Source organism: Bacillus sp. FSL K6-0069, assembly GCF_038007785.1.
Lineage (GTDB): Bacteria > Bacillota > Bacilli > Bacillales > Bacillaceae_G > Bacillus_A > Bacillus_A mobilis.
Genome location: NZ_JBBOXN010000001.1, coordinates 2,553,025 through 2,578,130, shown reverse-complemented (window position 1 = coordinate 2,578,130; position 25,106 = coordinate 2,553,025). Strand labels below are relative to the sequence as shown.

Sequence of the window (25,106 nt, the reverse complement as noted above, 5' to 3'; positions counted from 1 at the left end):
AAGGTGTTTGAAATGAAATCGTATATTGTAGTTGGAGCTGGTATTTTAGGAGCGTCTACTGCTTATCATCTTGCTAAAGCAGGTGCGAATGTTACTATCGTTGATCGCCAACAATTAGGTCAAGCAACCGATGCAGCAGCAGGTATTGTATGTCCTTGGCTTTCACAGCGTCGTAATAAAGCATGGTATAAAATTGTTAAAGGCGGTGCACGTTACTATTCTTCGTTAATTCAACAATTAGAAGAAGACGGTGAAACAGATACAGGTTACAACCGTGTAGGTGCAATTAGTTTACATACTGACGAGAAAAAACTAGATCAAATGGAAGAGCGAGCTTATAAACGACGTGAAGATGCACCAGAGATTGGTGAAATCACTCGCTTATCAGCTGAAGAAACGAAAAAATTATTCCCAGCATTATCAGAAGAATATAGTTCTGTTCATATTAGTGGCGCTGCACGAGTAAATGGAAGATTATTACGTAACGCATTAATAAGTGCTGCGAAAAAACATGGTGCTACTTTTATAAAAGGAGATGCTGTATTAGTTCGTGAAGGTAATCTTATTACTGGAGTTACAGTAAACGATGAAACAATTTTAGCAGAAAAGGTCATTGTGACTGCAGGCGCATGGGCGAACGAACTCTTGAATCCATTAGGAATTAATTTCTTAGTTACATTCCAAAAAGGACAAATTGTTCATTTACAAATTGAAAATACAGCAACAGAAAATATGCCGGTTGTTATGCCGCCAAACGATCAATACATTTTAACATTTGACAATGGTCACGTCGTAATTGGTGCAACACATGAGAATGACACTGGTTTCGATCACCGTGTAACAGCAGGTGGTTTACATGAAGTATTCCATAAAGCATTAACAGTTGCGCCTGGTTTAGAAGATAGTACTATGCTTGAAACGAGAGTTGGATTTAGACCATTTACTCCAGGATTCTTACCTGTTATCGGACCATTACCTAACTTTAAAGGCATTCTCGTTGCAAACGGATTAGGTGCTTCTGGTTTAACTGCCGGTCCATATTTAGGATCAGAACTTGCTAAATTAGCACTTGGCCAAACAATAGAATTAGATTTAAACGATTATGACGTTGCTGGTGCAATTGAATAACAAAAAAAGATTAGGATACGCTCCTAATCTTTTTATTTATAGCTAATTTTTTAATTGCTTTAATAACCGTTTGTTTAGTTCCCATAATGCTGTTTTGTTACTATCCCATTTCAAAAGCGTTACTGCTTCCTCAAAGCATAACCATTTATAATTGAGGTGTTCTTTTGATAATGAAATATTTTTTGTAAGAACTTTAACTCCAAAAGAAAATTCTTTTATTACATAAATATCTTCTCCCCAAAGAAATTCTCCAACTACATCCTCTACAGGTAGTGAAGACACAGAATCTAATTTAATATAGGGATATTCTCTTAAAATACCAGCCTCTTCAAATGATTCTCGTTTTGCTGATTCAATAGGAGTCTCACCATCTTCTCCACCACCAGCAATTCCTTGCCAATAACCATAATCACTTCGGTTAAAAATAGCATATTGAATAGAATCATCAGTTATTATATAAGGAAATATCAATACTTGATATGGTGCTCTCATTGTATAACTTCCTCCACAAAATAATCTTTAAATAAATATGAATAATTAATTGTTCATAAACATGTTTAATCATAACTGGGCAAAAACTGCTTTTTACCTATCAAAATTTACTTAGCGTGGTTTTTCTCCGAACTTCTATCGATACCCCTTATAGTTAATTGTTATATGAAGTGGGTGTTCTTTTGAATAAAAACACAACTGATAAAACAAAGATTACAGCCTTCAAACCACCCCAATATGGATAAATAGTATGGTTTGTTAAACTAGCATATTGAAAGATATTCTCTAAACCAAAAATCCCAATAACGACTGCTAAGAGAAAAGCGGCTTTTCCAATTGTACTATTACGATATAGGGTAAATAAATATAGAGCACATATAAGTGGTACGATGATTTGTAGTAAGATTGCCATGGATTGTCCCCCTAATTTATATTTTATACTTACATTATATCAAAAAAATTCAATAAAAAGGAATGTAAGTTAATTGATGCTAAATAGAAAACAGACTTGTACGAACAGGGATATCACGCTTTCATGTCTATAGTTTTGATACTAATTGAACCACTCTAATCATATTCTTCTATTAAAAAGAATAAAAAGAGGTGTACAGTTAATTGACAAAAGTTAAGGTTCGTTTACAGCCCATCGTTCATAACTTAAATTTACCAACTGTAATAAAAACAGCTATACTTCCAGGTGAATCGACCGAAAGGCTATTTATCGCAACTCAATTAGGGGAGGTTTTTTACATAGGAGACGGAGCTATAAAGACATTTTTAAATATTCGTCACCGAATTATTAAACTAGGCACATTTGAAGAAGGTGTTGCTAGTAGCGGTTATGATGAACGCGGATTGCTGGGATTAGCGTTTCATCCGCAATTTAATCATAATGGCTTATTTTATCTTCATTATTCAATGGCTGAGACTCAAGGAACAGGTGCACTTTCTGAACAATTTAAACCAAATCCGTGTGACCCGAAAACTTTAAACTTAAAGTGGATAAATAGAGATACTCAATATGATCATATTGATACAATTGAAGAATGGATTTTACAATCAAACGGTCAACCTCAAAAGCGACGAACATTACTGAATATAAAACGGCCATTTTTTAATCATAATGGAGTAAATAGCTTAAACTTTTCACCTGAGACTGGAAAACTGATTTTTACAAATGGAGATGGCGGTTCAGGCTATGATCCATTTAATTTAAGTCAAGATGATTTAGAAATAGCGGGTAAAATAATTGAAATCGATATAAGTAAAAATACGTCCATAAACAATCCTCCAGTAGTTACACGCTTTAATGAACTTCCTTTATCTATACAAGAAACACTTACGGTAATTGCAAAAGGCGTTCGTAATATAACAGGTATTTCATTTCAAAGGTTTTATAATCAATATATCAAATATACCGGAAATGTTGGGCAGGATATTGTAGAGTCTATTTTTTCTTTTGTTCAATATAAACCAATACCAGTTACCGAACTTGTTCAAAACCATTTAATAAGAGATACTCCCACTCAATATGGATTTATTAATTTTGGTTGGAGAGGGTGGGAAGGAGAATTACCTACTTCTTTTATAAGGCACTGTTCTGAGAATCCTACTTTAGATGAGAGAACAATGGCTTATTATAATGAAACAATAGAAACCTCCGCAAAGCGTATCCAGCCTTTAATCAGTTATTTTCATAAAGATTCCAGACCAGATAAATTTGGAGGAACTTCACTTACAGGAGTCCAGCCCTATATGGGAACTGCACTACCTAGTTTAACGGGTAGCATCGTGTTTACTGATCTTGCTAAGAAAGAAAAATCTCAGTCTCCAGTAAAGGGTGCGTTAGCCTATTCTAGAGCTGGTATAGACGGGACACGTAATGATTTTCAAGTTATTGAAACTAATTATGATTTTGGTGAGCAAGCAGCTTATTTTATGAGTTTAGGAACAAACTTAGATCAAACCAGATTATATTTAGGAGTTTACGGTTCTATGAAAGTAACTGATTTTAACAAAGGTACTATTTTTGAAGTTGTTCTTTAATATGATATAAACTCGCAGATTCATTCTTAATACAATTATTATCTATGGTTTACTTGAAGAAGGTAATAAATAAACAAAATGTGTATGAATAAAAATAGAAAGTGATAAATTATATATCTTTAGGGGGATTTTGATGAATCACTTTAGAAACTATTGGTATCAACCGATGATCGCGCATGATACCAATTTTGTTCACAAAAAAAAGATGACGCCAGCAAAAAGGTTAGTCATTACAGCGTTATTCGGTTCACTTGCTGCTATTTTTCAATCGGCGGGGAACTTAATCCCTGGTATTGGCTTATTTATTAGCCCTTTTGCTACGTTACCGATTTTTTTAGCTATTTGTTATTCTATTCGCGAGGGAATACTTTCTTATATTCTTACTATTCTCCTAATATTTATTATTGAGCCAAGTGAATTAATTGTCTTTCCTTTTACTACAGGTTTATTAGGTATAGCGTTAGGAGTATCCTTTATACAATTCAAGAGGAGGATTTTGGTGGTTTCCTTTTCAGCGATATGTTTACTTATAGGAATTATGGTCGTTCTTGATGTCTTTCGATTTCCTGTATTAGGTCCTACTGTTCATACAACTATGGATATAAAAGTTATATTATCGATATTTATACTGAGCTTTCTATATTGTTGGTTCTATGCAGGCCTTTGTAGAATAATGTTGAATAGAGTATATAAAGTATTGTCTTAACATTTTCAAAGATTGGAGATTTAAGTCGTGTATAACGTTGAAATAAGAAGGCCAAATTCGGATGATTTAAATGAACTTAATTTGTTTTTTCGTCTTGTTATTACTCATACATTTAAAAATGAATGGTTATCAAAATTATTGGATGACATAGAAAATGAAATACATACGAAAAAACAGTATTTGAAAAATGATTTGGAGAGTAACGGAGAAAGTCGTTACTTTTTATTAGCAATTGATACAAGTAACGATAAAATCATAGGAACAATTGAAATCGGTCCAGCAAGTACATTGATTCATAGTTGTACAGGCGGTGTTCTTAAAGATTTATATGAAATAGGAACAGTATTTGTACTACCTGAATATCAACGAAAGGGCATAGGCAATGTATTACTAAATGCAATGTATATTACATTACTTAGCAGAGGAATAACAGAATACTGTTTAGATAGTGGATACAAAAAAGCGCAAAGTATATGGACAAAGAAGTTTGGAGAGCCTAGTTATGTACTGAAGGATTATTGGGGAGAATCAAGTGATCATATGATTTGGAAGAAAAGTTTACATGATACTCCTATAATATTTGAATTATAAAATGAAATATGCCTCTGAACATAGCTTTTCTTACATATGTATGCTATTATTTATCTTTATAATAAAAGAGGACGTGAATGAACTTGATTAAAATTAATATTCCTGAAGCTAATGTTTCAATTACTGAACGTAAACAAGTTTTTAAAGGAGACGAGCCAATAATCACTCCAATTAATGGTTTTATCGATTTCCACTTGTTCCCTAGAGATAAAGGCGGCATTTTTATGTTTTACAATATTAATGACGAACTTCTTTTCGTAGGTAAAGCTCGTAAAATTAGACAACGTATTAAGAAGCATTTTGAAGACAATGTTTCACCAATTAAAAATCACCGTGATGAAGTATACCGCATTGATGCATGTATCGTAGAAGATCCAACAGAAAGAGAAATTTACGAAACATACATTATTAATGAATATAAAGCAAAATATAACGTTGATAAAGTGTTCTATAAATAAGTAACAAAAAAACAATCCTAGCATATATACTAGGATTGTTTTTTATTGTTTCATTCTTCATTTCTTTCTCCTTTTTTAAAATGATTAGCAGCAATTAAACAGAAAAGCCCTATAAATAAAATTATGATTCCAAGCGTTTTATGTTTCCCTTCAAAAAAAGGAATATCTGAAATAACATTTGTCATACATAACCCTACAAACACAAGGATTGGTCCTATCCAAAGTAATACATTGCCGAATTTCGTATGTTGCCACATAGTAACCCTCCTGACCCCTTTTTTACATATATATCCATAAAATGAAGGTAAATTCATAGAGAAATATAGTTTTTTTCATATCGAAAATTTAACCTTCATATATTGGTACAAGCAAACGAGAAAGGGGACTATCATGAATTGGTTAGAAGCTTTTATTTTAGGGATCATACAAGGTTTAACAGAGTTTTTACCGATAAGTAGTACGGGTCATCTTTATTTAGGAAGGCATTTGTTTCAATTAGATGAAGCAGGATTGTTTTTAGATACGATGTTGCATATTGGGACTTTGCTTGCGGTGTTTATTTATTACAAAAAAGAATTTATATATTTAATTAAAAATCCATTTTCAAAACTCATGTTATTACTAATTGTCGGGACGATACCCGCAGTTGTAATTGGACTGTTATTTAAAGACTTCTTTGAAGATATTTCAAAAACAGGTATTACAATTGGTTGGGAATTTTTAGTGACAGGATTCTTTCTCTACATGGCAGACAAACAAAAGAATGGTCGTAAAAAAATGGATGACATTACATATAAAGATGCATTAATTATCGGTTCTTTTCAAGCTGCAGCTATTTTCCCAGCAATTTCTCGTTCTGGAATGACAATCGTCGCTGCATTATGGAGGAAGTTAGACCGTGAAACTGCTGCTTACTTTTCTTTCTTGTTATCAACGCCAGCCATTGTCGGAGCTATCATTTTGCAATTAGCAGATGTTTATCAAGGGAAAGCAGAATCTATTTCCAGTACATCTTTAATCGTCGGAACGTTATCCGCAGCATTTTTCGGTTACATAGCTGTTTCATGGATGATTCAATACTTAAAACGTCACTCATTAAAAGTATTCGCGTATTACGTATGGGGATTAGGCATTTTAATTTTAACGTTGCAATATACTAACGTGTTTTAATGTGGTAACTATTCGTTTAGATCCTGTTTCATTCATACAAGGCAGGATCTTTTTTCATTAAGGAGGAAAATATGTTTAATAAGGCTATTGTGATTGGCGGAAGTATCGCAGGGAAACTCGCAGCAAAAGCATTATCAACTACTTTTAAAGAAGTAATCATTATAGAAGCTGGTGAAAGATGGGATGGAAAAGCTTCGAGAAAAAGAGTTCCGCAAAGTAGTCATCCACATGTGTTATTAAAGGGTGGAGAAAAAGCAATTGAGGAATTGTTTCCTGCTATCACTAATGAACTAATTGAAGCCGGTAGTATCGTAAATAACTTTACTCGTGATATAAAATGGCACCAATTTGGTTTATGGAAACAGCAATTCATAGGAAAAGTACATATGATCCAACAAAGTAGGTTTTTGCTTGAATGGCATATCCAAAAAAGAATTGATGATATTTCAAATGTTACGACTAAATATGTAACATTGGTGGAAGGGTTATTAGTAGATAGAAATCTAAACAAAGTATGTGGAGTAAAAGCTAAATGTTTAGAAACTAGCTCGCAGGAAGAAATCCAAGCAGATATTGTCGTTGATGCGAGTGGATTTGGTTCAAAAAGTATAGCGTGGTTACGCGAACACAATATCGAAGTGCAAGAAGAGAAAGTGCGTATTGATTTATTTTACGCAACTAGAATGTTTAAACTCAAAGAAAATGAGAAATTTGACTGTTGTAATATGCTAATGTCTCCAAGTTTCCCTGACAATCCGTATGGTGTTCTTATTCAAACAATCGAGGATCATCGTTATTTTGTTACTTTCAGCGGGTACGCAAATGAGAAAGCACCACAAACTGATGAAGATTTTTATAATTTCGCTGAAAACCTATCAATCTCTAATGTTACAGAATTTCTAAATAAAGCAGAAGCCATTTCAGATATCAAAACGTACAAAATTCCTTATCAAGTACGTCGGCGATTTGATTTAGTGAATAATCTACCTGAAAGACTGTTAGTAGTTGGGGATGCACATTGTCGTTTCGATCCTGTTTTCGGGCAAGGTGTTTCAGTTGCTGCTATGGAGGCTCACCAATTACAGTTACTTTTGCAAAGAAGACAAATACTTGATAAAGCATTTACTCAGCAGTTTTATAAAAGGACCGTTCATATCATACAAACTCCTTGGGAAATGACTACAACGGAAATATCACGTCATCCTCAGCTAAAAAGAGAATTATCGATAAAGCAAAAATTTCAGCAATGGTATACGAAACAAATATATCAACTATCTGCAATTGATTCTGACGTTTATATTCGATTGGTAAGAGTAATGAATTTAATTCGTAGTCCATTGCACCTCTTTCATCCGAAAGTGCTACTTGCTGTGTTACTGAAGCGAAAGAAATAGAAGGAAAATAGTTGATTAAAAAAGAATATATAACAGTTAGTAGATATAGAAGGAGTAAGTGAGATGAAAATATACATAGAACAATTAAAGAAACACGATGCGAAAGATTTATTTACGTTTGAACTTACGAATAAATCTTTTTTGAAACAATGGTACCAAATCGTGGCTCGCAATATTTTGATTTTGAATATTTTCAAAAACTACTAGATGATTTATTAATAGAACAAGCGGATGGAGATTCTTATTTCTATTTAATTCGTAATGAAGAAAAAGAAATTGTAGGACGAATAAATTTAGTAGATATAGATGCGGAAAATCGAAGCAGTTCGTTAGGTTATCGAGTCGGAGAAAAGTTTACTAAAAAAGGAGTTGCAACAGCAGCTGTACAATTAGTGCTAGACGTAGCGAAAAATAATGAAATTAATGAAGTTCTTGCTAAAACAACTACTAATAATCTCGCATCACAAATTGTACTAGAAAAAAGCGGATTTTCTTCTTATCAAAACGAAGCAGATACAAATTCTGTAGAATTAAACGGGGAACATATGAAGTTTGTACATTATATATGGAGAAATACTTCGCGCTTATAATAAGGGGGACTTATTCATGAATGATTTACGTTATCCAATTGGCCAATTTACTTACAAACGTCCTATAACTGAAGAAATGATTGATACATGGATTCAAGAAATTGAAGATTTACCTGATGAACTAACAAAGGCAATCAAAGATTTAGATCAGAAGCAGTTAGACACACCGTATCGAGTTGGTGGATGGACAGTACGTCAAGTTGTACATCACGTTGTTGATAGCCATATGAACAGCTACATACGTTTTAAATTAGCACTAACAGAAAAGAATCCAACGATTAAACCATATAAAGAAGAGAAGTGGGCAGAACTACCTGATTCTAAATTACCAGTAGATGTTTCACTAGTAATGTTAGATTCATTACATAAAAGATGGGTTAACCTTTTATATTCTCTAGAACTGGAAGATTTAGAAAAGACATTTAACCATCCAGATACCGGTGAAACAAAACTTGCTGCTGCAATTGGACTATATGCATGGCACGGACGTCATCATACTGCTCATATAACTTCATTAAGAAAACGACTAAATTGGTAACATGGAGATTAGTTTAAAGAAGGCGATAGAAAATGATGCAGCAGTTTTATTTCAAATGCAAAAAGACTCATTTAACCCTTTATTAAATAAATATAAAGACTATAATACAAATCCAGCAAATGAATCTATTGAAAAAACTATTTTAAGGATAAATAATCCTAACAGTAACTATTATAAGATGATATTAGATTCAAACCTTGTTGGAGCCATATGTATATCTCAAAAAGAAATACCATATAAATTTTGGATTAGTCCAATGTTCATTCATCCAAACTATCAAGGGAAAGGAATCGCTCAGAAGGTACTTATTCTAATTGAAAAGATGTTTCCAGAAGTACGGAGTTTTGAACTTGCTACGATTTTAGAAGAAGAAAGAAATTGTTTTCTATACGAAAAGATGGGGTATAAAAGAACGGAAATAATAAAGAAATTAAATGATAAAACTACACTTATTTATTACAAAAAAGAAAGGTAAAGCATTTAAAATACGCTTTACCTTTTTATGTTATTTAAGATTAAATATACAAATTCAATGCATATTCTTCCAAAATAATCGGGTTAGTAATTTCAGATGTGAATAAACATACAAAAAGACGTTATTTTGTCGTATATGTTACTAACGCTTTTTGAATGCTTAAAACACTATCGTCACCTTTAAATTCTTTCGTAATTGGCGTACTCAAACTAGATACCCAAATTTTCAGCTCAGCATCTAAATCGAAATGCCCAGCTGTTTCAATGCTAAATTGTGTAATGCTTTTATAAGGAATTGAATGATACTCTGTTTTTTTACCAGATATCCCTTGTTTATCTACTAAAATAAGACGACGGTTTGTAAATACGATTAAATCACGAATTAATTTATAAGCATGCTCAACTTTCTCATCGTCTAGCATAATCTTTTCTAAATCACGTTCTACACTTTCTGTACTCGCATTTGATGCATTTCCTAAAATACCGCTAAATAAACCCATATAAAATTCCTCCTCCATTATTTATGGATAGTGTTACTTATATTGTACCATGATATTTACTAAGAAATTATGACATTGCTTTAGCAGTTTCTGGTTATAGTTGCAAGCAATTTATATAACCTCATCTTAAAATCTTGTGCTAACATGTAAGTAAGAAAAAAGAAGCAGAGGGATATAGTATGAAAAATATCGGTTTAGTATTAGAGGGCGGAGGAATGAAAGGGTTATATACTGCGGGAGTACTCGAATATTTTATGGAAAAGAACTTATACTTTCCTTATGTAGTCGGCGTATCCGCAGGAGCATGTATGGGAGCCACTTATTTATCACGCCAACAAGGAAGAAATAAAAAAGTAAATACAGAGCTAGTATCAGATTACCGGTATATATCTTATCGCAATTTGATTCGAAAACGTGAATTATTCGGAATGGACTTTTTATTTGATGAGGTGCCTAATAATATTGTTCCATTTGATTTTCAAACTTTCTTAAACTCAAGTGAACAGTTTGTCATAGGAACGACGGATTGTGATTCAGGAAAAGCAGTTTATTACAATAAAACAGAACATGGAAATGATATTTTAAAAATCATTCGTGCATCAAGCTCTGTCCCGTTTATAGCACCTGCAGTAGATTATGACAATCGAAAATTGCTAGATGGAGGGATTATTGATCCTATACCGGTTCTAAAAGCGCAAACTGATGGTTTTCAAAAGAACGTTGTGATTATGACGAAGCCAGAAGGATATGAGAAGCAGCGTAACAAATTTTCAGGTCTGGCTAAAATGTTATATAGAAAATACCCGAATATCGCAGAATCTTTAGTAGAACATTATCGTTTTTATAATGAGACGATATCTTATATGAATCATAAAGAACAAAAAGACAACTTTTATGTCATTCAGCCTAGCGTACAGCTTCCTATAAGCGGAATAGAAAGAAATAAAGAAAAACTCGCTAATTTATATAATCTCGGCTATACAGATGCTCAATATCATTATGAAAAATTATTAAGTTGGATAGAGAAATAAAGGGGTGGAAAGTTGCTATTAGTTAAAAAGATTATTTTTAATGAATTACAGAAAATGCATAGTCCACTGCAAAAACCATTTCCGTATCGTGCTATAGGAAAATTGCAGCGAGATTTAAAAAGTAAATTTACCGAAGATGACTATATAAATGCTGATTTTAATCATTATTGGATGCATACAGCAGGCACTTTAAGTTCTGTACTAAATGGAAACGAACAGAACATTACGTATCAGCAAATAAAGTGGCTAAGGAAATCTTTTTTTGAATGGTTTCCACAATATCGTTCTATAGAATCAGAAATTGTAAAGTATCCCGTTTTGTATAGAGATTTCATGAATTATGAGAAGACCCGAAAACTATTACTATATTATCTTACTGAATAAAAATTAAAACGTACAAGTTATTCTGCTTGTACGTTTTTTGTTCATAAAAAAGACAATATTTATACCTTGTTTAAATAGGGATTTTAATGTGCAGAAAGAAGTACTTATAGAATGATGTAAGGAAGGAGAGAGGCATTTAACGATTGTTTTCCGCTTATGCATTGTCCAACTCAAATAAAGTTTGTTATTTATGTTAAAATATTTTGAGTAAAATTAAGTGCTTATTTTATCAATAACAAAACGAGAAGGGACAACATTAAAATGGATAACGTATCAAATATAGATAAATTGGAATCAATAAAATCTTTACAATCGACAATTCGTAAACTTGAAAACGCACTATCACAGATGACTGAAAAAGGTGCAAATACTACATTAGTAAAAAAACGACTTAAAGCAGTTTGCGTAGGTTTAGCAGTGCTAGAAAACGTTTGGAATCAAGAAAGTCACCAGTATAGTCAAGAAGAGTTAGCAGAAGCTCGTAATGTCCTTGCTGGTTTACTTCCATCAATAGAGAGGGCCTATGATAAGTCTAAAGCTGGAAGTCCTCAAAGAACACTTTTAACAAGACGGATAAAAGCATTGGAACTTTCTATTCAAGCAATTGATAAACTTTCTAATAAATAACTCATCTACATACATAACATCCTAATCCTAAATTTTATAAAAGCAATCTAGTGAAAAGAAATACAAAGGAGGAAGATGGGTGACTTCAATAATTAGTCCTAAGTTAGAGGAGCTTAATAATCAATTAAAGAATGGAAACGAGAAAGCTTTTTATACTTTTTTGCATGAAATAAAGTCGAATAATACGCCACTAATAGAACAATGTCCTCTAGATAATAAGTATAGGCATATAACGTATATTTGGTTAGGGGATCGAAAAACTGAAAACGTTTATGTATTCGGCAGTTTTCCTGGTTGGGATCTGTCTGTAAATCAATTAAAACGATTGTTACAGACAGATATTTGGTATGCGACGTTTAGGACGGATAAGAGTTTTATTTCAACGTATTATTTTTCAGTAAACGATGTTTTCGAAAATGATTGGATAAAGCGTAGTGAACAGTACGAACTAGACCAATTTAATAGAAATACATTTGGAGAAGGTACCCATAAAGCGTCTGTGTTAAACATAGGCATGGAAGTGCAGTACAGCAGTCGTTTTCCTTCAAACCATTATCCATCTGGTAGAATTGAAACATATTCTTTTCATAGTACGATTTTAAATAACACACGTAAAATTCATATTTATACGCCTCATGATTATTCTCACACTTCGCATCTTCAAGAACTTCTCATTGTATTTGATGGGAATTCATTCATTAATAATCTTTCAATCGCAAGAACACTCAATTATTTAATTTACGAAAAAGAAATCCCATCTTGTATTGCTGTTGCAATAGATCCTGTTGATCGGCTAGAAGAGCTAACTTATAACGATAAAATGAATACATTTTTAACAGAGGAATTACTTCCATGGATTCAGGCGAAGTATCGTGTGCATCAAGAAGCGAAACATACAACAATTGCTGGGTTCAGTCTTGGTGGCTTAGCAGCTTGTTATGCAGCGCTTCAAAATCCACACATTTTCGGAAACGTGTTGTCAATGTCTGGATCCGTTCATTGGAAAAAAGATGGTCATGAAAATAAAATTCCTTCGATTGAAAATCAAATTTCAACTATTGGTCCAAATGCAACTCAACCTCATTTTTATATAGCAGCCGGAGAGATTGAAAACGAACCTCTTTTAACAGCTAATAGACGCCTATATAAAGCTTTAAAAGAAAACAGATACCAAATTACTTATGAAGAGTTCCAAGGCGGTCATGACGGCATTTGGTGGCGAGAAAAGTTATTTGACGGGCTGAAAGCTTTAAAACTTACAAAAAACACACTATAAAAATAAAAAGGAGAGAGAATCTATGAATCAAGAAGAACTAGATAAAAAACTAAAAAAACAAGAGATATTAGTAAAAGATGAGAAAGTTTGGTCCTATACGTATGAGGATCATATTAGTTCTATCGTTAAAGAAGCAGAAAAGAAAGGGTCTTTTGATAATATGCCTGGTAAAGGGAAACCTCTAAATCTAGATAAAGACCTTTCGTACAATCCTGAAAAGCAACTTTATAGAACGTTAAAGAATAATCATGTTTTACCTAGGTGGATTGAGCTTTCAAAGGAAATTGATGATTTAAAAGAAAGGCTAAAAAAAAATACAAATACTGCAGAAGCAGCGGATTTAATTCGAACTATTAATAAAAAGGTTTTAGAACATAACTTACTTTGTCCACCAAGTGCGCAAAAAACGAGGGTGAAAGGGTGAAAACGGACTTTTAACAATTTTCAATGAAGCTATCTCTTGCTATATAATTAAGCAAGGCATTTTCAATTCATTATTAAAGGGAGGCAAATGTGATGAAGAATACGTATCAACTTCAAATTCCGAAAGAACTAGAGCAGTATCGTAGTATTTTAGAAGAAAGTGTGAAACCGTATATTAAAGTGTCTGGAACATTAGCAGAGACAACGCTTTTTGAAAGTAAGTTTGGTGGTTATCCGTATTTACCTATAGATCAAGAGCATCCTAAAGATTCAAATGGACAACCTATGATGTTACTTGTGCAGCTAAACTTTGGAGAAATGCCGCATGTTGAATATATGCCTCAGGAAGGAATGTTACAATTTTTCGTAAGTGCTGATGATGAGCTTTACGGAGCAGATTTTGACCATCCAACAACCCAAAAAGACTTTCGAATTATTTATCATTCTACAATTATAGAAGATTTAAATAATGTTATTACTGATTTTAGTTATTTAAACACATTAGAATTAGAGAACTTTATCATACCTGAAGCAGCAAAATTAAAGTTTGAATTAGGTTATCAACCAGTAACACCAAGGGATTATCGATTTGAAAAGATGTTTAGCGAGGAAATTGATTGGGAAGAAATTGTTGATGAAGAAAATAATACAGAATTAGGCGAACTGTATGATGATTTATGTAAAGATCAAGGGCATAAAATTGGTGGTTATCCATTTTTCACACAGACAGATCCAAGAGAATGGGAAGAAAAATACCAACAACATGATATATTATTACTGCAAATCGATACAGACGATTCATTAAATATTATATGGGGAGATTCTGGTGTTGCTAATTTCTTTATAAAAAAAGACGATCTGTTAAATCTAGATTTTTCCAATGTTATTTATAATTGGGATTGTTATTAAAAATTTATAAATGAAATACTAGCAAGCTAAAAAATCTTCCTGAAGGTGAGGGAGATTTTTTTATGTTAAAAATGAACGTTATGTTAACTAGAATGTAGAACAATGAATGTAATGAAAGTCAAGCGTAAAAAACATAAATAGCTACAAATAAAGTAAAGTTATCAAATGTGTGCAAATAGCAATAAATTCATTAAGTAAAACATAAAATAAAATTATTATTTTATGTTTTGTATAGAAATAATTTTTCTGTATAAAAATTTCTTGCCGCTCAAAAATATTTTTGATTCGTTAAATCTAAAGCGATTATTGATTAAAATCTGCTGTGATGGATTTATAACAAAAAAAAACGATAAAAACTGTAGAAATTCGTTTAGATAAGATTTTATGTGAATCTCACTAAAAATCTCTGTTCCGTCTCATTAAGTATAGTTTACTTGGTTTTTGATACCTGATATTGCTTTATTTCTATAACTGCCTATAATATATATTATGTTAACTAACTGAAAATAATAAACTTATTAAATATTAGTTTAAGTTGTTAGGCTCCCCTTTTCATTGGATTTATTCTGTGTGATCGATTGTGTGCTTATTTGTTGTTGTTTTATGAGTTGTTGATGATGTCTCCAGAAATAAATCATATTTAAGACAATAAAAAATGCAATTCATTTAAAATGAATTGCATGGATATGATTCATAATAAGTTTTTAAAATTAGTTTGCTACAGCAATTGCTTCGATTTCAATTAATAAGTTATCGTTAATTAACTTACTAACTTCTACAGCTGAACTTGCTGGTGGATTTTTAGTATCAATGTATTGATCTCGTATATCTCTAACAATGGCCATTTGAGAAATATCTGTTAAGAAAAATGTTAATTTCACTACATCATTAAATTGTAATTCCAAAGTTTCTAATGCACATTTAATATTTTCGAATACTTGTCGCGTTTGTGTAGCTAAATCACCAACACCAACTATTTGACCATCAGTATTTATTGCTACTTGCCCAGATATGTAAATTGTTCGTTTTGCGTTACTAATTTCGACTACATGTGAGTATCCGAAAGTTGGTGGCATTGTTTCTGGATTGATAAATTTCTTTTGCAAGGTGTCTCTCTCCTTTTTTAGTAAATTAATTATAAAATCTATGTATTTACTATGTTCTATAAATAAAAATAAGAATCCTTTAATGATTTCAACTAAAAAACCTTAGTATGGCTATGTTAATACCTATACTAAGGTCATCTAGAATTTTAAATTTAGTTATTGGTAGTTGGATTTATCAAAATTAATTTCTTCATACTCTCTTTTAAATTGATTATCATTTTTTAGCCAACGTTTAAAAGTTGATTCGCTTATTTCTAAATTTGAACAAGCTGTAGCACTACATTTATTTTCCGCATATTCTTTAAGAAAATTTTGTTTTCTTTGTTTAACAGCAGTTTGGGTTTGTTTTAGTTTTCGATCTTGTAATTGGTCTAAACTTAGACTTTCTTTCTGAAACACTTTATATTTTCTATGCAAATAAATATCTTTGTCTTTATAAATCCAATTTGAAAATAGTTGTATTGATTTTCTTCCAGATAAAATAACGCGATAATCCTACAAAGCTTACTATATAATTTTCATACTTGACGTAACCATCCCCATCAAAATATCCACGAACAAAATGATGTAAATATTCTTCTGGTACAAATGGAAATTCAATGTTAAAAGATTTACACGGCTTAATTCCGTGAATGTTCATAAGGTCGTCTTTTATTGTTTTGCTATTAATGTTTAGCATATATACGCCTGTGTTTTTGTTTTGATATAGTGGCTGGTTTGTGTTAAGTTCTTGTTTTATATCTTCTAAAATGTAACTTTCTTTTTGAGATATACTGACACATTGATTTTCTTTTTGTATAACACCATCTGCTGCTATAAACCCTAAAATATAAGCCATGTTATTTGACCACGTTTTAAAATAATCTTCTGCTATTGCATACTGCCTCTTCCAACTCCCTATAGCGCGCCTTGGAACGTTATTGTCTGTTAAAACCATACGAATATACCTAGCAGACACATTAGCAAGCGTAGCTATTTCTGGGGTACTCTTCCCTTCTGTATATAGCTGTGTTATTTCAGATTTTGATAGTTTACATTTTGATTTCTTGTTTTTTTCTGTTTGCATTTACAACTTCTCCTTCCTTTTATTATTTAGAGATCTATTTACTTCTATAACACACAACGAAACGTATGCTCTTTGTTGCGTATAAGAATGAATTTACTAAATCACAACAATTTACATTTACTTCATATTAGTTTCCTCTGCTGCTATATGATTTTCATTTTATATATAAGAATAATGAATTTGACAAATTTATGAAATGTACTGCGTTTAAGATGAAAGGTAAGATAATTTCGTTTACACTACAATTAGCTACAATAACAACATACGTATATTGTTAAACGTAAAAAGGAGAACGAATGAAAAAGAAATATATAAATCAAATTCATACTGATGTAAGTTTTAAACCGAAAGATATTATCGGTTTAATGACTGATTACTTTAAAATGAAATCAAAGCTGCGTCCTTTAAAAAATTTACCTATTGTTTTATCGGATAAAAATAATGAGTCTTTAGAGAGTGTGACATGGTTTGGGCACTCTGCTTCTCTCTTGAAAATAGAAGGGAAAAAATTGTTATTAGATCCGATGTTTGGAGATGCCTCTTCCCCATTTCCTGTGTTCACTAGTAAACGTTATAGTGGTGTTTTTTCTTTAGAACGTGAAGATCTTCAAGAAATTGATGCGATTATCATTTCTCATAATCACTATGACCATTTGAATTACAAGAGTATTATGATGTTAAAAGATCGTGCAAAACACTTTTATGTCCCAACTGGAGTTGCACAATATTTAATTAAATGGGGTGTTTCACCTAGTAAAATTAGTGAGCATAATTGGTGGGACGAAATTGCGTTTGATACTATAAAGTTAGTTTGTGCACCTGCAAGGCATTTTTCTGGACGAAGTATGACAGATAGAGATCGTTCGTTATGGTGTTCATGGCTTATTCTTGGACAAGAGACTAGAGTTTTCTTTAGTGGTGATAGCGGTTATGCTCCTCACTTTAAGGAAATTGGTGATAAGTACGGTCCATTCGATCTTACATTGATGGAATGCGGACAATACGATACAAGATGGTCTGCTATTCATATGTTACCTGAAGAGACAGTTCAAGCTCATATTGACGTGAAAGGAGATCTACTGCTTCCGATTCATTGGGGTGCTTTTACATTGGCATTACATGAATGGAGTGATCCAATTGAACGAGTAACGAAAGAAGCTAAGCGTTTAGGAGTTAAAATCGCAACGCCGCAAATTGGTGAATCGATTACGTTAAAATCTACAGACTATCCATCATCAGCTTGGTGGAAAGAAATTTAATTATAAATAAAAAAGAGCGAACCTTCCTATAAGTGATTCGCTCTTTTTCTGTATTTAAGTTTATTTCACTATGTTTGCCTTTACGCTATCTGAAACTCTACTTGTTCGTATAGATGTGCATTACTGCTTTTTACAATCGAATTACATTATCTATAGAACTATCCTGCTTAATCAATTCTGCATTCTTATAATCTATTAATTTATGATTAGATAAAACAAAATTGTGCTCTAATATTAATTCATTGTGGAGTAATTCCGGTAAAAAATTAGGTATCATCTCTCCTACGCCGTAATTATAGTCACTTAGAATCCAAGAAATCTCTTTCCAGTCTAGAATTCCTTCTGAGACCTTTTTTGGAGTGTGATATGTAAATTCATTCAGTAGCTCTATTAGATAAACATACATGCCGCCAGAATATGAAGAGTCCTCCCATTTAATAATACCTTTAAATTGAATGTGGTCATACGTAACTTCTATATTAGTCTCTTCTTTTATTTCACGAATTGCATTTTCTAAAGGTGTTTCTCCCTTTTCAATCTTTCCTCCTACTCCATTCCACAATCCTTTTACAGGGTCATATTCTCTATTTAACATGAGTATCTCTTCATTTCTTTTTATAAAACATAAAGTATGATTGTACATAATGTGATTCCTTCCTACGTTTTTAATTAGCTCTTACTGGTGATATAAGATGTACTGCTGCAGATTGCGTCCCTGCTTCAATTAATATTGGTCTCATAGAACCACTGAAACTTAAAGTAACCGTTTCTTCTTTTATCGCCTTTAAAGCATCTATCATAAATCGCCCATCAAAAGATATATTTAATTGTTTTTCACCTTGAATCGCATCTATCTGTTGTGTCTCGGATATTTTACCAATCTGAGAAGCGTTAGAAGAAATTTTCAATGTGGATGCGTCTATGATTTCTAAGTTGACATTGTTATTTGCCCATTCACTTGCTAATAAGTTTGATCGATCTACACCTTGTAAAATCTTTTTTCTATTTATGCTAATGACTGTCTGAAAATCATTTGGAATTAAACTAGATATATTAGGATATTTCCCTTCAATTAGTCTTGAATATAAAGTAGTTGTGCCGAATGTAAAAATAATGTGACTTTCTGAAAGATAGATGTATACGAATTCTGAATTACTGCTCATTAATTTTAAAAGTTCACTAATAGTTGCACTTGGTACGATACAACTTGCTTTCACATCTGTAGATATCATCGTTTCGCGTATAGCAAGTCTATGTGAATCAGTTGCTACGCAAATTAATTTATTATGATCTAACTCTAAATGAACGCCAGTAAGAACCGGTCTTGATTCATTTTTAGCTACTGCAAAGACAGTTTGTTTAAATACTTCAATTAATTGTTCTGTTTCCACTTGTATTTTTGTATGACCGTCTATAAGTGGTACATTCGGAAACTCATATGCTGGAAGTCCATTTAAGTTTAATGTAATTTCTTCTGATTGTATCGTAATGATTTGCTCATTCGTACTTTTTATTGATACATCGCTTGGCATTTTCTTTATAATTTCAATGAAATATTTTGCAGGTACTACAATAGTTCCTGCTTTTAATATAGTTGTAATTTGGTCGTTTTCGTTGGAACTAGGGATAAATTTTTCAATGAAAATATTTGAATTGCTTGCGATTAAAGTAATTCCAGATTGATCTGCGGTTATTTTTATACCAGATAATATAGGTATTATAGCTTTAGTAGATACAGCTTTACTTACCTCAGAAAGTGCTTGAGTGAAATGTTTATGATTAACGATAAACTCCATTTTTTCCCCGCCCTACATGAAATGATAATGTTATGAAGATTGATGAACGATTGTTCCGTTAAAAAAGTAAGGTACTGTTTCTTTCCTATGTAATATCTTTAATAAGTGTTCTGGTATACGTAAATGCGGTGCTGCTCTATGTAATTCCATCCAGGTAATCTCTTCAATTTCTTTTGGCCTTGTTATATTTGTCTCTCCTTCAATTATTTCACCTGAAAAATTAAAGAAAATTGCATGGTGTCCTCTCTCTTCGAAAAAAGCTTCGCTAATGTAACAAATGCCGTTTACAGTTATATGGAGACCAGTTTCTTCTTTCACTTCCCGAATTACTGACTCTTCTAACGTTTCTCCCAGTTTTACTGCGCCACCTGGTAGCGTGTAATATGAACCATTCTTCCCTTTGTTTTTTACCATTAAGATTTTTTCGTTTGTTTTATCGTATAAAAGTGCATATGTAACATTTACTTTTTTCATACGTACCTCCTCTATTTTTAATAAAAGGAATTTTCTGTCTGTTTATCATTCTATCATTAACTCGGTTTAATAGTAAAATTGATTTAAATTAATACTAAATGAAAATGCCAGAATAACTCCTAAATTAATAAAAACCCCGCTCTCATTTTGAGACGAGGTTAAACTTTTATAACAAACAGATTCCAAATTAACCTTTCTTTAGATCAATATTAAAAGTATACATATGAGACCCGTATTATTTGTTATTAGCCAAAGATTTTTACTTCCCGATTTCACAAAGTAATTTTATCTCTTTGATTTGTTCTATATGACGTTGTTCATGCAAATAGATCAGTTCTATCCACTGATCAAGAAGTAATTCCCCAAGTGCAGGATGCATCACTGATTTATTCGTTAGTTTAGATTCATCTTCTATTGTACTAAGGAAACGCATCAATTCTCTTCTTGATTCGTTTAGCATATCAATCATTTTTTGCACTTCAAATGGTTCTAAGCTTGGTTCGATCATTTCTGGAGCTTTAAATTTTATTGATCTATCTAGTAATATAGAGTGGATTTCTCTACGATCTTTTAGGGTACTATCAATCTTTTTTAAGCCAGATGAAATGACATTTATAACCCTCTCATCTAATAACACTAAGTGATGACATACTTGTGCTATATTCCATTTGTTACTATCTGGCTTATTATTAAATTTAGCATCATTCAATGGCGTAATTTCCTCTAATAGATGTTTTCTCGTTTCTTCAAACTTGCCTTTTACAAATGAATTCATAACATATCCCCTTTCATCTGAATGCGTATATTTAGAGTCCTACTTTACATATATTCGCTATAAATAATTAGTTTCCCGTAACTACTTCCAATCCGATCTTTTCTTGTTTTAGAAGCGCCTCTAATTCGCAGAGGGATGTATGAATTTTCTCGATATCTTATCAGATTAACTCAAGATTCTCTTTTAAATGCATAATCCAAAAGGATACATTTGTTTTCTAAATACTAATGTTAATACATTCTATATACCTTATAACCGTTTTTCTAAAAAGTAATGATTATGTCCTTTCGGATGATCTTCACTTACTCCAATTACTTTATATCCATGCTTTTTATAAAAATTAGGTGCCTGAAAACTAAAAGTATCTAAATTGATTAGCCTACACTCTTTTTCAATTGCAAATTCTTCAATACGTTTTAATAACTTACTTCCATATCCTTCGTGTCTATAATCTTTAGAAACCCAAAGGAAATCGACATGCACGTGGTGCCAAAATGTAATTGCAGTTATTCCACCTACAATTTCTTCCTTTTCATTTTTTACTATAAAACTAATTTTTTCTGAAGGCTTTTTCTCTTCATCAGCAATATGTTTTTGGTTATATTCAATTACTTTTTCTCTTATGTAATCACTATCTTCTTGGACCCATTGCTGTACTATTTTCATTTTAATTATCACGCTCCTCTTTACTTATTTATTCAATCACTTAATGATATTGTCCTGTCTTTTAATAAAAACGGGAGCAAAGTTAACGTTACATTGAAAAAAGAGCCCTATCATGAGGACTCTTTTCCAGAATTAAGCTACTTTTCGATATAAATGTTGTGTTTCTTTTTTCTTTTTTGCTTTTGGAGGACGAATTAATATCGAAATAATAAAGGAAATAACGCTTAAAACACCAATTATAATAAATGTCGGTTGAAATCCACCAAGTAACGCTCCGATGAACGCTCCTGCAAGTGCACCAAATCCGAAACCTTGATATACAATCCCGTAATTTGTACTATGGTTTTTTAATCCAAAGAAATCTCCGACAATGGCTGGGAAGATTGTGATATTACCACCAAAGCAAAAGGCAACACTTGCTACACAAGCGAAATAAATTCCGTAATTTAGAGGAATGAAACTTAAAGTAAAGACTGACAATCCAATTATTATAAACGTTGCAGAAACAATTTTCATTCGGCCAATTTTATCTGATAACGTTCCAAGTACGATTCTACCTACTGTATTAAAGATTGCGATCATTGCAACGGCGTTAGCAGCTGTTGCTGCGCTAAGTCCAACGAGCTGTACGCCAATATCTTTTACCATACCGATTAAATATAGACCGCCCATACACGATGTAAATAACATAAAAAACAAGAGATATACTTGTTTCGTTCGCATCATTTCACGAGGTGTATAGTCATTTTGTACGGATTCAGTTACGGTGTTACTTACGATTGCTTCACGTAAGAAGAACGATCCGATTAAAACTAAAAGCAAGACGATGATACCCCAATATAAAAATGCTTGTGATACACCAAGACTATCAATAAGACTTCCGTTTATATATCTAAAGATTAAGCTACCCATTCCATATGCAGAAACAGATATGCCAGAAATAAGTCCTTTTCGATTTGGAAACCATTTAATTAAATTAGATAGTGATGTAATATAGGCAGTTCCATCTGCATAACCAACAACGACACCAGCTAATAAATATAGTAATGGTAAGGAAGAAACTTGTGAGCTAAGTATTAACCCAAGTCCCAGAACAATCCCTGCCGTAGCGATGAGTTTACGAAGTCCTAACTTTTGCTGCAACTTTCCTGCAAATAAGGTTGAAAATGATAAAGAAAAGCTTGTTATGGAGAAAGTTATCGCAACGGCATTGAGGTTCCATCCAAACTTACTGACAAGGGGTTGATTAAATAAACTCCATGTATAAATTGTCCCAAGGCCAATTTGAACAATGATTGTACCTAGAACAATTAGTAACGGATTTATAGAAGTTTGTTTCATACTAACTGTCCCCTTCTTTAATCATGACATGAATTTTCACAGTTAGTATATCCATCATAAATTGCAAAATACTGTACGGAAAATGGTAATTCAGTTCATGTACACAAAAAGACACTCCATAATGAAGTGTTTTTTTGCAGGTTATATCAGATTTACTTAAAGAAAGCTTTGTTAAGATAAGACATTTTCAAATGCTTATGTATATATGATATCAAAATACTTCTGTCATGTGATGGGACTTAAGATGTATTTTTCATTCATCATATAGTCGGATGGATAAAAATTAATATTCGATTTCATCAAAATCCTTCGGTTGCGGTACCGTCTGCATATTAGCTGCGTCTTTTGGATCGCTATAAATTGCATTTTGTTCTGTTTTTACATCTTTAATGTTTTGCTTTTTGTTTGTATTCATTTTATCTTTCACTTTTCTCACTCCTTTTCATTATAGGAGTAATTATGCCCTATTACTGTTACGAAATGTATCTGCGACTAAATTGCTAAATTCACGTAAATAATATAAATAATTATCACCGCCGTAGTTATATCTTTTATTATACATTTTCGCAACAACTACATTATATTCAGGTATTACTAATATAGTCGGTCCTGTAATTCCTAATATTTGATACGACCCTTTTGGAACTCGTTCACCAAGTTCACTTAAAAGTGCAGGTTCATTTTGAACGAACCAAAACAACCCATTTTGTGGTAGCTCTTTGTTTATATATGTTGGACTCTGCAAGCTCGTTGCAATTTTTATAACTTCTTTTGGAACAATTTGTTTACCGTTTATCATACCTTGATTTAAATGAAGATTGCCCCAATAAGCAAATTCTCTAGCTGAGACAAACAGATTTTTTTCAGTACCATCATCTACCGTACCAATTTCACTGATTGCGTCTTTATTTGGGTCATTAACTACTTCAACTAAATTTTCATATTGCTGAATTCTCCAACCTGTTTCTTGAAAATTAACAGGTGTAAACACACGCTCTTTTAATAATTCAGGAAAACTTTTGCTATATAGCTGATAAATAAGACGTGTTATCATTCTTACATTAACATCTCTATACGCCCATGCTTGTCCAGGTTCAAATTCACGAAAAATTGTTCCGTCATTCGTTTCTCCTAAACCGTGCGAATGGGTTACTAAATGTCTTATCGTTGTTTTACCGAGCAATGCAGAATCAAAGTCTTTCAAATACTTTATCGCTTCATCGTCAATAGAGTTTATTTTCCCCTCGTAAAGCGCATATGCTACCATTAAACCTAAATAACTTTTTCTAGCAGAAGCAACATTGAACTGTGAAGATGCGGTCACTTTTTTATTAGTCGATGTATTTGAGTGATATCCACTATAATGCTCTAGTACAATTTTGTTATCTTTTATAATGCAAAGTGCTGTTGCAGAACTATGATTTTTTTCTTTTATATTTTCTACCCAAGAAATTAACTTATCGTAAGTATACAAATAAATCCTCCTTAATACGCATAACAATTACATTTGAAAGAAAAGTGCAAAATAATTTCCACACCTTTCTTTCAAGTAAAATAGTTTTCTTTCTATACTTAAATGATCCACCAGTTCCAGCAGTTAAAACAACCGAAACATCCAGCACAGCCTACACAACGACCGCCACCACAACCTCCGCATCTTCCGCCGCCACATCCACCACAGCGTCCACCACAACCTCCGCATCCGCCGCAACGACGTGCTTCGTCTTGAATGTAATAGTATGGATATTGATTTTGTTGTAGTTGATCCCAATACACAACATTACCAGATTGATAATCATTAAGGTTTAATGATTGTAAGTCTTGTTGAAACTGATTCATTACGAAACCCTCCATTTATAAAAATAAATTCCGTCCAAATGTTAAAG

Annotated in this window: 30 protein-coding genes and 2 pseudogenes; 17 read left to right on the top strand and 15 right to left on the bottom strand. The window is 32.3% G+C overall.

The annotated features are described in order from the left end of the window. Positions 1-12: 12 nt before the first annotated feature. The gene (locus MHB74_RS13145) at positions 13-1,128 is read left to right on the top strand and encodes an NAD(P)/FAD-dependent oxidoreductase (protein ID WP_061679047.1); all 1,116 of its coding nucleotides are present in this window, start codon (positions 13-15) and stop codon (positions 1,126-1,128) included. Between the two features lie 42 nt (positions 1,129-1,170). On the opposite strand, the gene MHB74_RS13140 is transcribed toward MHB74_RS13145, so the two are convergent. Further along, the gene (locus MHB74_RS13140) at positions 1,171-1,620 is read right to left on the bottom strand and encodes an NUDIX hydrolase (protein ID WP_061679046.1); all 450 of its coding nucleotides are present in this window, start codon (positions 1,618-1,620) and stop codon (positions 1,171-1,173) included. A 154-nt stretch (positions 1,621-1,774) separates the two neighbouring features. Then, positions 1,775-2,032 (bottom strand): hypothetical protein, encoded by a 258-nt coding sequence (locus MHB74_RS13135; protein ID WP_061679045.1) that lies wholly within the window; start codon positions 2,030-2,032, stop codon positions 1,775-1,777. 203 nt (positions 2,033-2,235) lie between these two features. Here MHB74_RS13135 and MHB74_RS13130 point away from each other — a divergent pair, with 203 nt between their 5' ends. The 4 genes from MHB74_RS13130 to MHB74_RS13115 all read left to right on the top strand — a co-directional run bounded on the left by MHB74_RS13130 (position 2,236) and on the right by MHB74_RS13115 (position 5,421). Further along, entirely contained in the window at positions 2,236-3,666 is a 1,431-nt protein-coding gene (locus MHB74_RS13130) for a PQQ-dependent sugar dehydrogenase (RefSeq protein ID WP_061679044.1), read from the top strand. Positions 3,667-3,799: 133 nt separating this feature from the next. Next, complete coding sequence (locus MHB74_RS13125; RefSeq protein ID WP_061679043.1) at positions 3,800-4,372, top strand: hypothetical protein; 573 nt, start codon at positions 3,800-3,802, stop codon at positions 4,370-4,372. A gap of 27 nt (positions 4,373-4,399) precedes the next feature. Continuing rightward, the gene (locus tag MHB74_RS13120) at positions 4,400-4,963 is read left to right on the top strand and encodes a GNAT family N-acetyltransferase (RefSeq protein ID WP_061679042.1); all 564 of its coding nucleotides are present in this window, start codon (positions 4,400-4,402) and stop codon (positions 4,961-4,963) included. A 77-nt stretch (positions 4,964-5,040) separates the two neighbouring features. After that, positions 5,041-5,421 carry a nucleotide excision repair endonuclease gene (locus MHB74_RS13115; protein WP_061679041.1) on the top strand — a complete coding sequence of 127 codons (381 nt, stop codon included), beginning with the start codon at positions 5,041-5,043 and terminating at the stop codon, positions 5,419-5,421. A 50-nt stretch (positions 5,422-5,471) separates the two neighbouring features. On the opposite strand, the gene MHB74_RS13110 is transcribed toward MHB74_RS13115, so the two are convergent. Continuing rightward, the gene (locus MHB74_RS13110; protein ID WP_061679040.1) at positions 5,472-5,678 is read right to left on the bottom strand and encodes a hypothetical protein; all 207 of its coding nucleotides are present in this window, start codon (positions 5,676-5,678) and stop codon (positions 5,472-5,474) included. Between the two features lie 133 nt (positions 5,679-5,811). On the opposite strand from MHB74_RS13110, the gene MHB74_RS13105 reads away from it, so the two are divergent. From MHB74_RS13105 to MHB74_RS13085, 5 genes and pseudogenes are all read left to right on the top strand, one after another. Continuing rightward, the gene (locus MHB74_RS13105; RefSeq protein ID WP_061679039.1) at positions 5,812-6,591 is read left to right on the top strand and encodes an undecaprenyl-diphosphate phosphatase; all 780 of its coding nucleotides are present in this window, start codon (positions 5,812-5,814) and stop codon (positions 6,589-6,591) included. Positions 6,592-6,662: 71 nt separating this feature from the next. After that, positions 6,663-7,985, top strand: a complete 1,323-nt coding sequence (locus MHB74_RS13100) for an FAD-dependent oxidoreductase (protein ID WP_061679038.1) — start codon at positions 6,663-6,665, stop codon at positions 7,983-7,985. Between the two features lie 63 nt (positions 7,986-8,048). Continuing rightward, positions 8,049-8,575, top strand: a pseudogene (locus MHB74_RS13095) (GNAT family N-acetyltransferase). A 16-nt stretch (positions 8,576-8,591) separates the two neighbouring features. Further along, complete coding sequence (locus MHB74_RS13090) at positions 8,592-9,113, top strand: YfiT family bacillithiol transferase (protein WP_061679037.1); 522 nt, start codon at positions 8,592-8,594, stop codon at positions 9,111-9,113. 1 nt (position 9,114) lies between these two features. Beyond that, a complete protein-coding gene (locus MHB74_RS13085) occupies positions 9,115-9,588 on the top strand; it encodes a GNAT family N-acetyltransferase (RefSeq protein WP_061679036.1) in 474 nt (157 codons plus the stop codon). 121 nt (positions 9,589-9,709) lie between these two features. Here the strand turns inward: MHB74_RS13085 and MHB74_RS13080 are convergent, their stop codons facing one another. Continuing rightward, positions 9,710-10,087, bottom strand: a complete 378-nt coding sequence (locus MHB74_RS13080; RefSeq protein WP_000522465.1) for a PH domain-containing protein — start codon at positions 10,085-10,087, stop codon at positions 9,710-9,712. A 179-nt stretch (positions 10,088-10,266) separates the two neighbouring features. Between MHB74_RS13080 and MHB74_RS13075 the strand changes: the two genes are divergently transcribed. The 6 genes from MHB74_RS13075 to MHB74_RS13050 all read left to right on the top strand — a co-directional run bounded on the left by MHB74_RS13075 (position 10,267) and on the right by MHB74_RS13050 (position 14,737). Further along, the gene (locus MHB74_RS13075) at positions 10,267-11,118 is read left to right on the top strand and encodes a patatin-like phospholipase family protein (protein WP_061679035.1); all 852 of its coding nucleotides are present in this window, start codon (positions 10,267-10,269) and stop codon (positions 11,116-11,118) included. A 12-nt stretch (positions 11,119-11,130) separates the two neighbouring features. Then, complete coding sequence (locus MHB74_RS13070) at positions 11,131-11,502, top strand: YxiJ-like family protein (RefSeq protein ID WP_061679034.1); 372 nt, start codon at positions 11,131-11,133, stop codon at positions 11,500-11,502. 261 nt (positions 11,503-11,763) lie between these two features. Further along, positions 11,764-12,129 (top strand): hypothetical protein, encoded by a 366-nt coding sequence (locus MHB74_RS13065; protein ID WP_061679033.1) that lies wholly within the window; start codon positions 11,764-11,766, stop codon positions 12,127-12,129. Positions 12,130-12,208: 79 nt separating this feature from the next. Beyond that, positions 12,209-13,405, top strand: a complete 1,197-nt coding sequence (locus tag MHB74_RS13060) for an alpha/beta hydrolase (RefSeq protein ID WP_061679032.1) — start codon at positions 12,209-12,211, stop codon at positions 13,403-13,405. 22 nt (positions 13,406-13,427) lie between these two features. Then, positions 13,428-13,829: a DnaJ family domain-containing protein gene (locus tag MHB74_RS13055; RefSeq protein ID WP_061679031.1), complete on the top strand. Its 402-nt coding sequence runs from the start codon at positions 13,428-13,430 to the stop codon at positions 13,827-13,829. A 92-nt stretch (positions 13,830-13,921) separates the two neighbouring features. After that, positions 13,922-14,737 carry a YwqG family protein gene (locus MHB74_RS13050; protein ID WP_061679030.1) on the top strand — a complete coding sequence of 272 codons (816 nt, stop codon included), beginning with the start codon at positions 13,922-13,924 and terminating at the stop codon, positions 14,735-14,737. Positions 14,738-15,447: 710 nt separating this feature from the next. Here the strand turns inward: MHB74_RS13050 and MHB74_RS13045 are convergent. Together MHB74_RS13045 and MHB74_RS13040 are read right to left on the bottom strand one after the other, a co-directional pair. Continuing rightward, positions 15,448-15,843 carry a RidA family protein gene (locus MHB74_RS13045; RefSeq protein WP_061679029.1) on the bottom strand — a complete coding sequence of 132 codons (396 nt, stop codon included), beginning with the start codon at positions 15,841-15,843 and terminating at the stop codon, positions 15,448-15,450. Between the two features lie 156 nt (positions 15,844-15,999). Further along, positions 16,000-16,909: pseudogene (locus MHB74_RS13040) on the bottom strand (LAGLIDADG family homing endonuclease). Between the two features lie 296 nt (positions 16,910-17,205). Between MHB74_RS13040 and MHB74_RS13035 the strand changes: the two are divergent. Further along, positions 17,206-18,168 carry an MBL fold metallo-hydrolase gene (locus tag MHB74_RS13035; protein ID WP_061679028.1) on the top strand — a complete coding sequence of 321 codons (963 nt, stop codon included), beginning with the start codon at positions 17,206-17,208 and terminating at the stop codon, positions 18,166-18,168. Positions 18,169-18,298: 130 nt separating this feature from the next. On the opposite strand, the gene MHB74_RS13030 is transcribed toward MHB74_RS13035, so the two are convergent. From MHB74_RS13030 to MHB74_RS12990, 9 genes are all read right to left on the bottom strand, one after another. Continuing rightward, on the bottom strand, positions 18,299-18,811 hold the full coding sequence (locus MHB74_RS13030) for an NUDIX hydrolase (protein WP_061679027.1): 513 nt from the start codon (positions 18,809-18,811) through the stop codon (positions 18,299-18,301). Between the two features lie 22 nt (positions 18,812-18,833). Next, positions 18,834-19,964 (bottom strand): DNA polymerase III subunit beta, encoded by a 1,131-nt coding sequence (gene dnaN / locus MHB74_RS13025; protein ID WP_061679026.1) that lies wholly within the window; start codon positions 19,962-19,964, stop codon positions 18,834-18,836. A gap of 30 nt (positions 19,965-19,994) precedes the next feature. Next, positions 19,995-20,438, bottom strand: coding sequence for an NUDIX hydrolase (locus MHB74_RS13020; protein ID WP_061679025.1), 444 nt, complete (start codon positions 20,436-20,438; stop codon positions 19,995-19,997). A 259-nt stretch (positions 20,439-20,697) separates the two neighbouring features. After that, positions 20,698-21,213 (bottom strand): DinB family protein, encoded by a 516-nt coding sequence (locus MHB74_RS13015; RefSeq protein ID WP_061679024.1) that lies wholly within the window; start codon positions 21,211-21,213, stop codon positions 20,698-20,700. A gap of 249 nt (positions 21,214-21,462) precedes the next feature. Beyond that, complete coding sequence (locus MHB74_RS13010) at positions 21,463-21,879, bottom strand: GNAT family N-acetyltransferase (protein WP_061679023.1); 417 nt, start codon at positions 21,877-21,879, stop codon at positions 21,463-21,465. Between the two features lie 132 nt (positions 21,880-22,011). Continuing rightward, on the bottom strand, positions 22,012-23,220 hold the full coding sequence (locus tag MHB74_RS13005; protein WP_061679022.1) for an L-lactate MFS transporter: 1,209 nt from the start codon (positions 23,218-23,220) through the stop codon (positions 22,012-22,014). A 283-nt stretch (positions 23,221-23,503) separates the two neighbouring features. Then, positions 23,504-23,647 carry a hypothetical protein gene (locus MHB74_RS13000; protein ID WP_061679021.1) on the bottom strand — a complete coding sequence of 48 codons (144 nt, stop codon included), beginning with the start codon at positions 23,645-23,647 and terminating at the stop codon, positions 23,504-23,506. Positions 23,648-23,677: 30 nt separating this feature from the next. Then, a complete protein-coding gene (locus MHB74_RS12995; RefSeq protein ID WP_061679020.1) occupies positions 23,678-24,694 on the bottom strand; it encodes a serine hydrolase domain-containing protein in 1,017 nt (338 codons plus the stop codon). A gap of 98 nt (positions 24,695-24,792) precedes the next feature. Next, complete coding sequence (locus MHB74_RS12990) at positions 24,793-25,059, bottom strand: heterocycloanthracin/sonorensin family bacteriocin (RefSeq protein WP_061679019.1); 267 nt, start codon at positions 25,057-25,059, stop codon at positions 24,793-24,795. Positions 25,060-25,106: the final 47 nt, after the last annotated feature.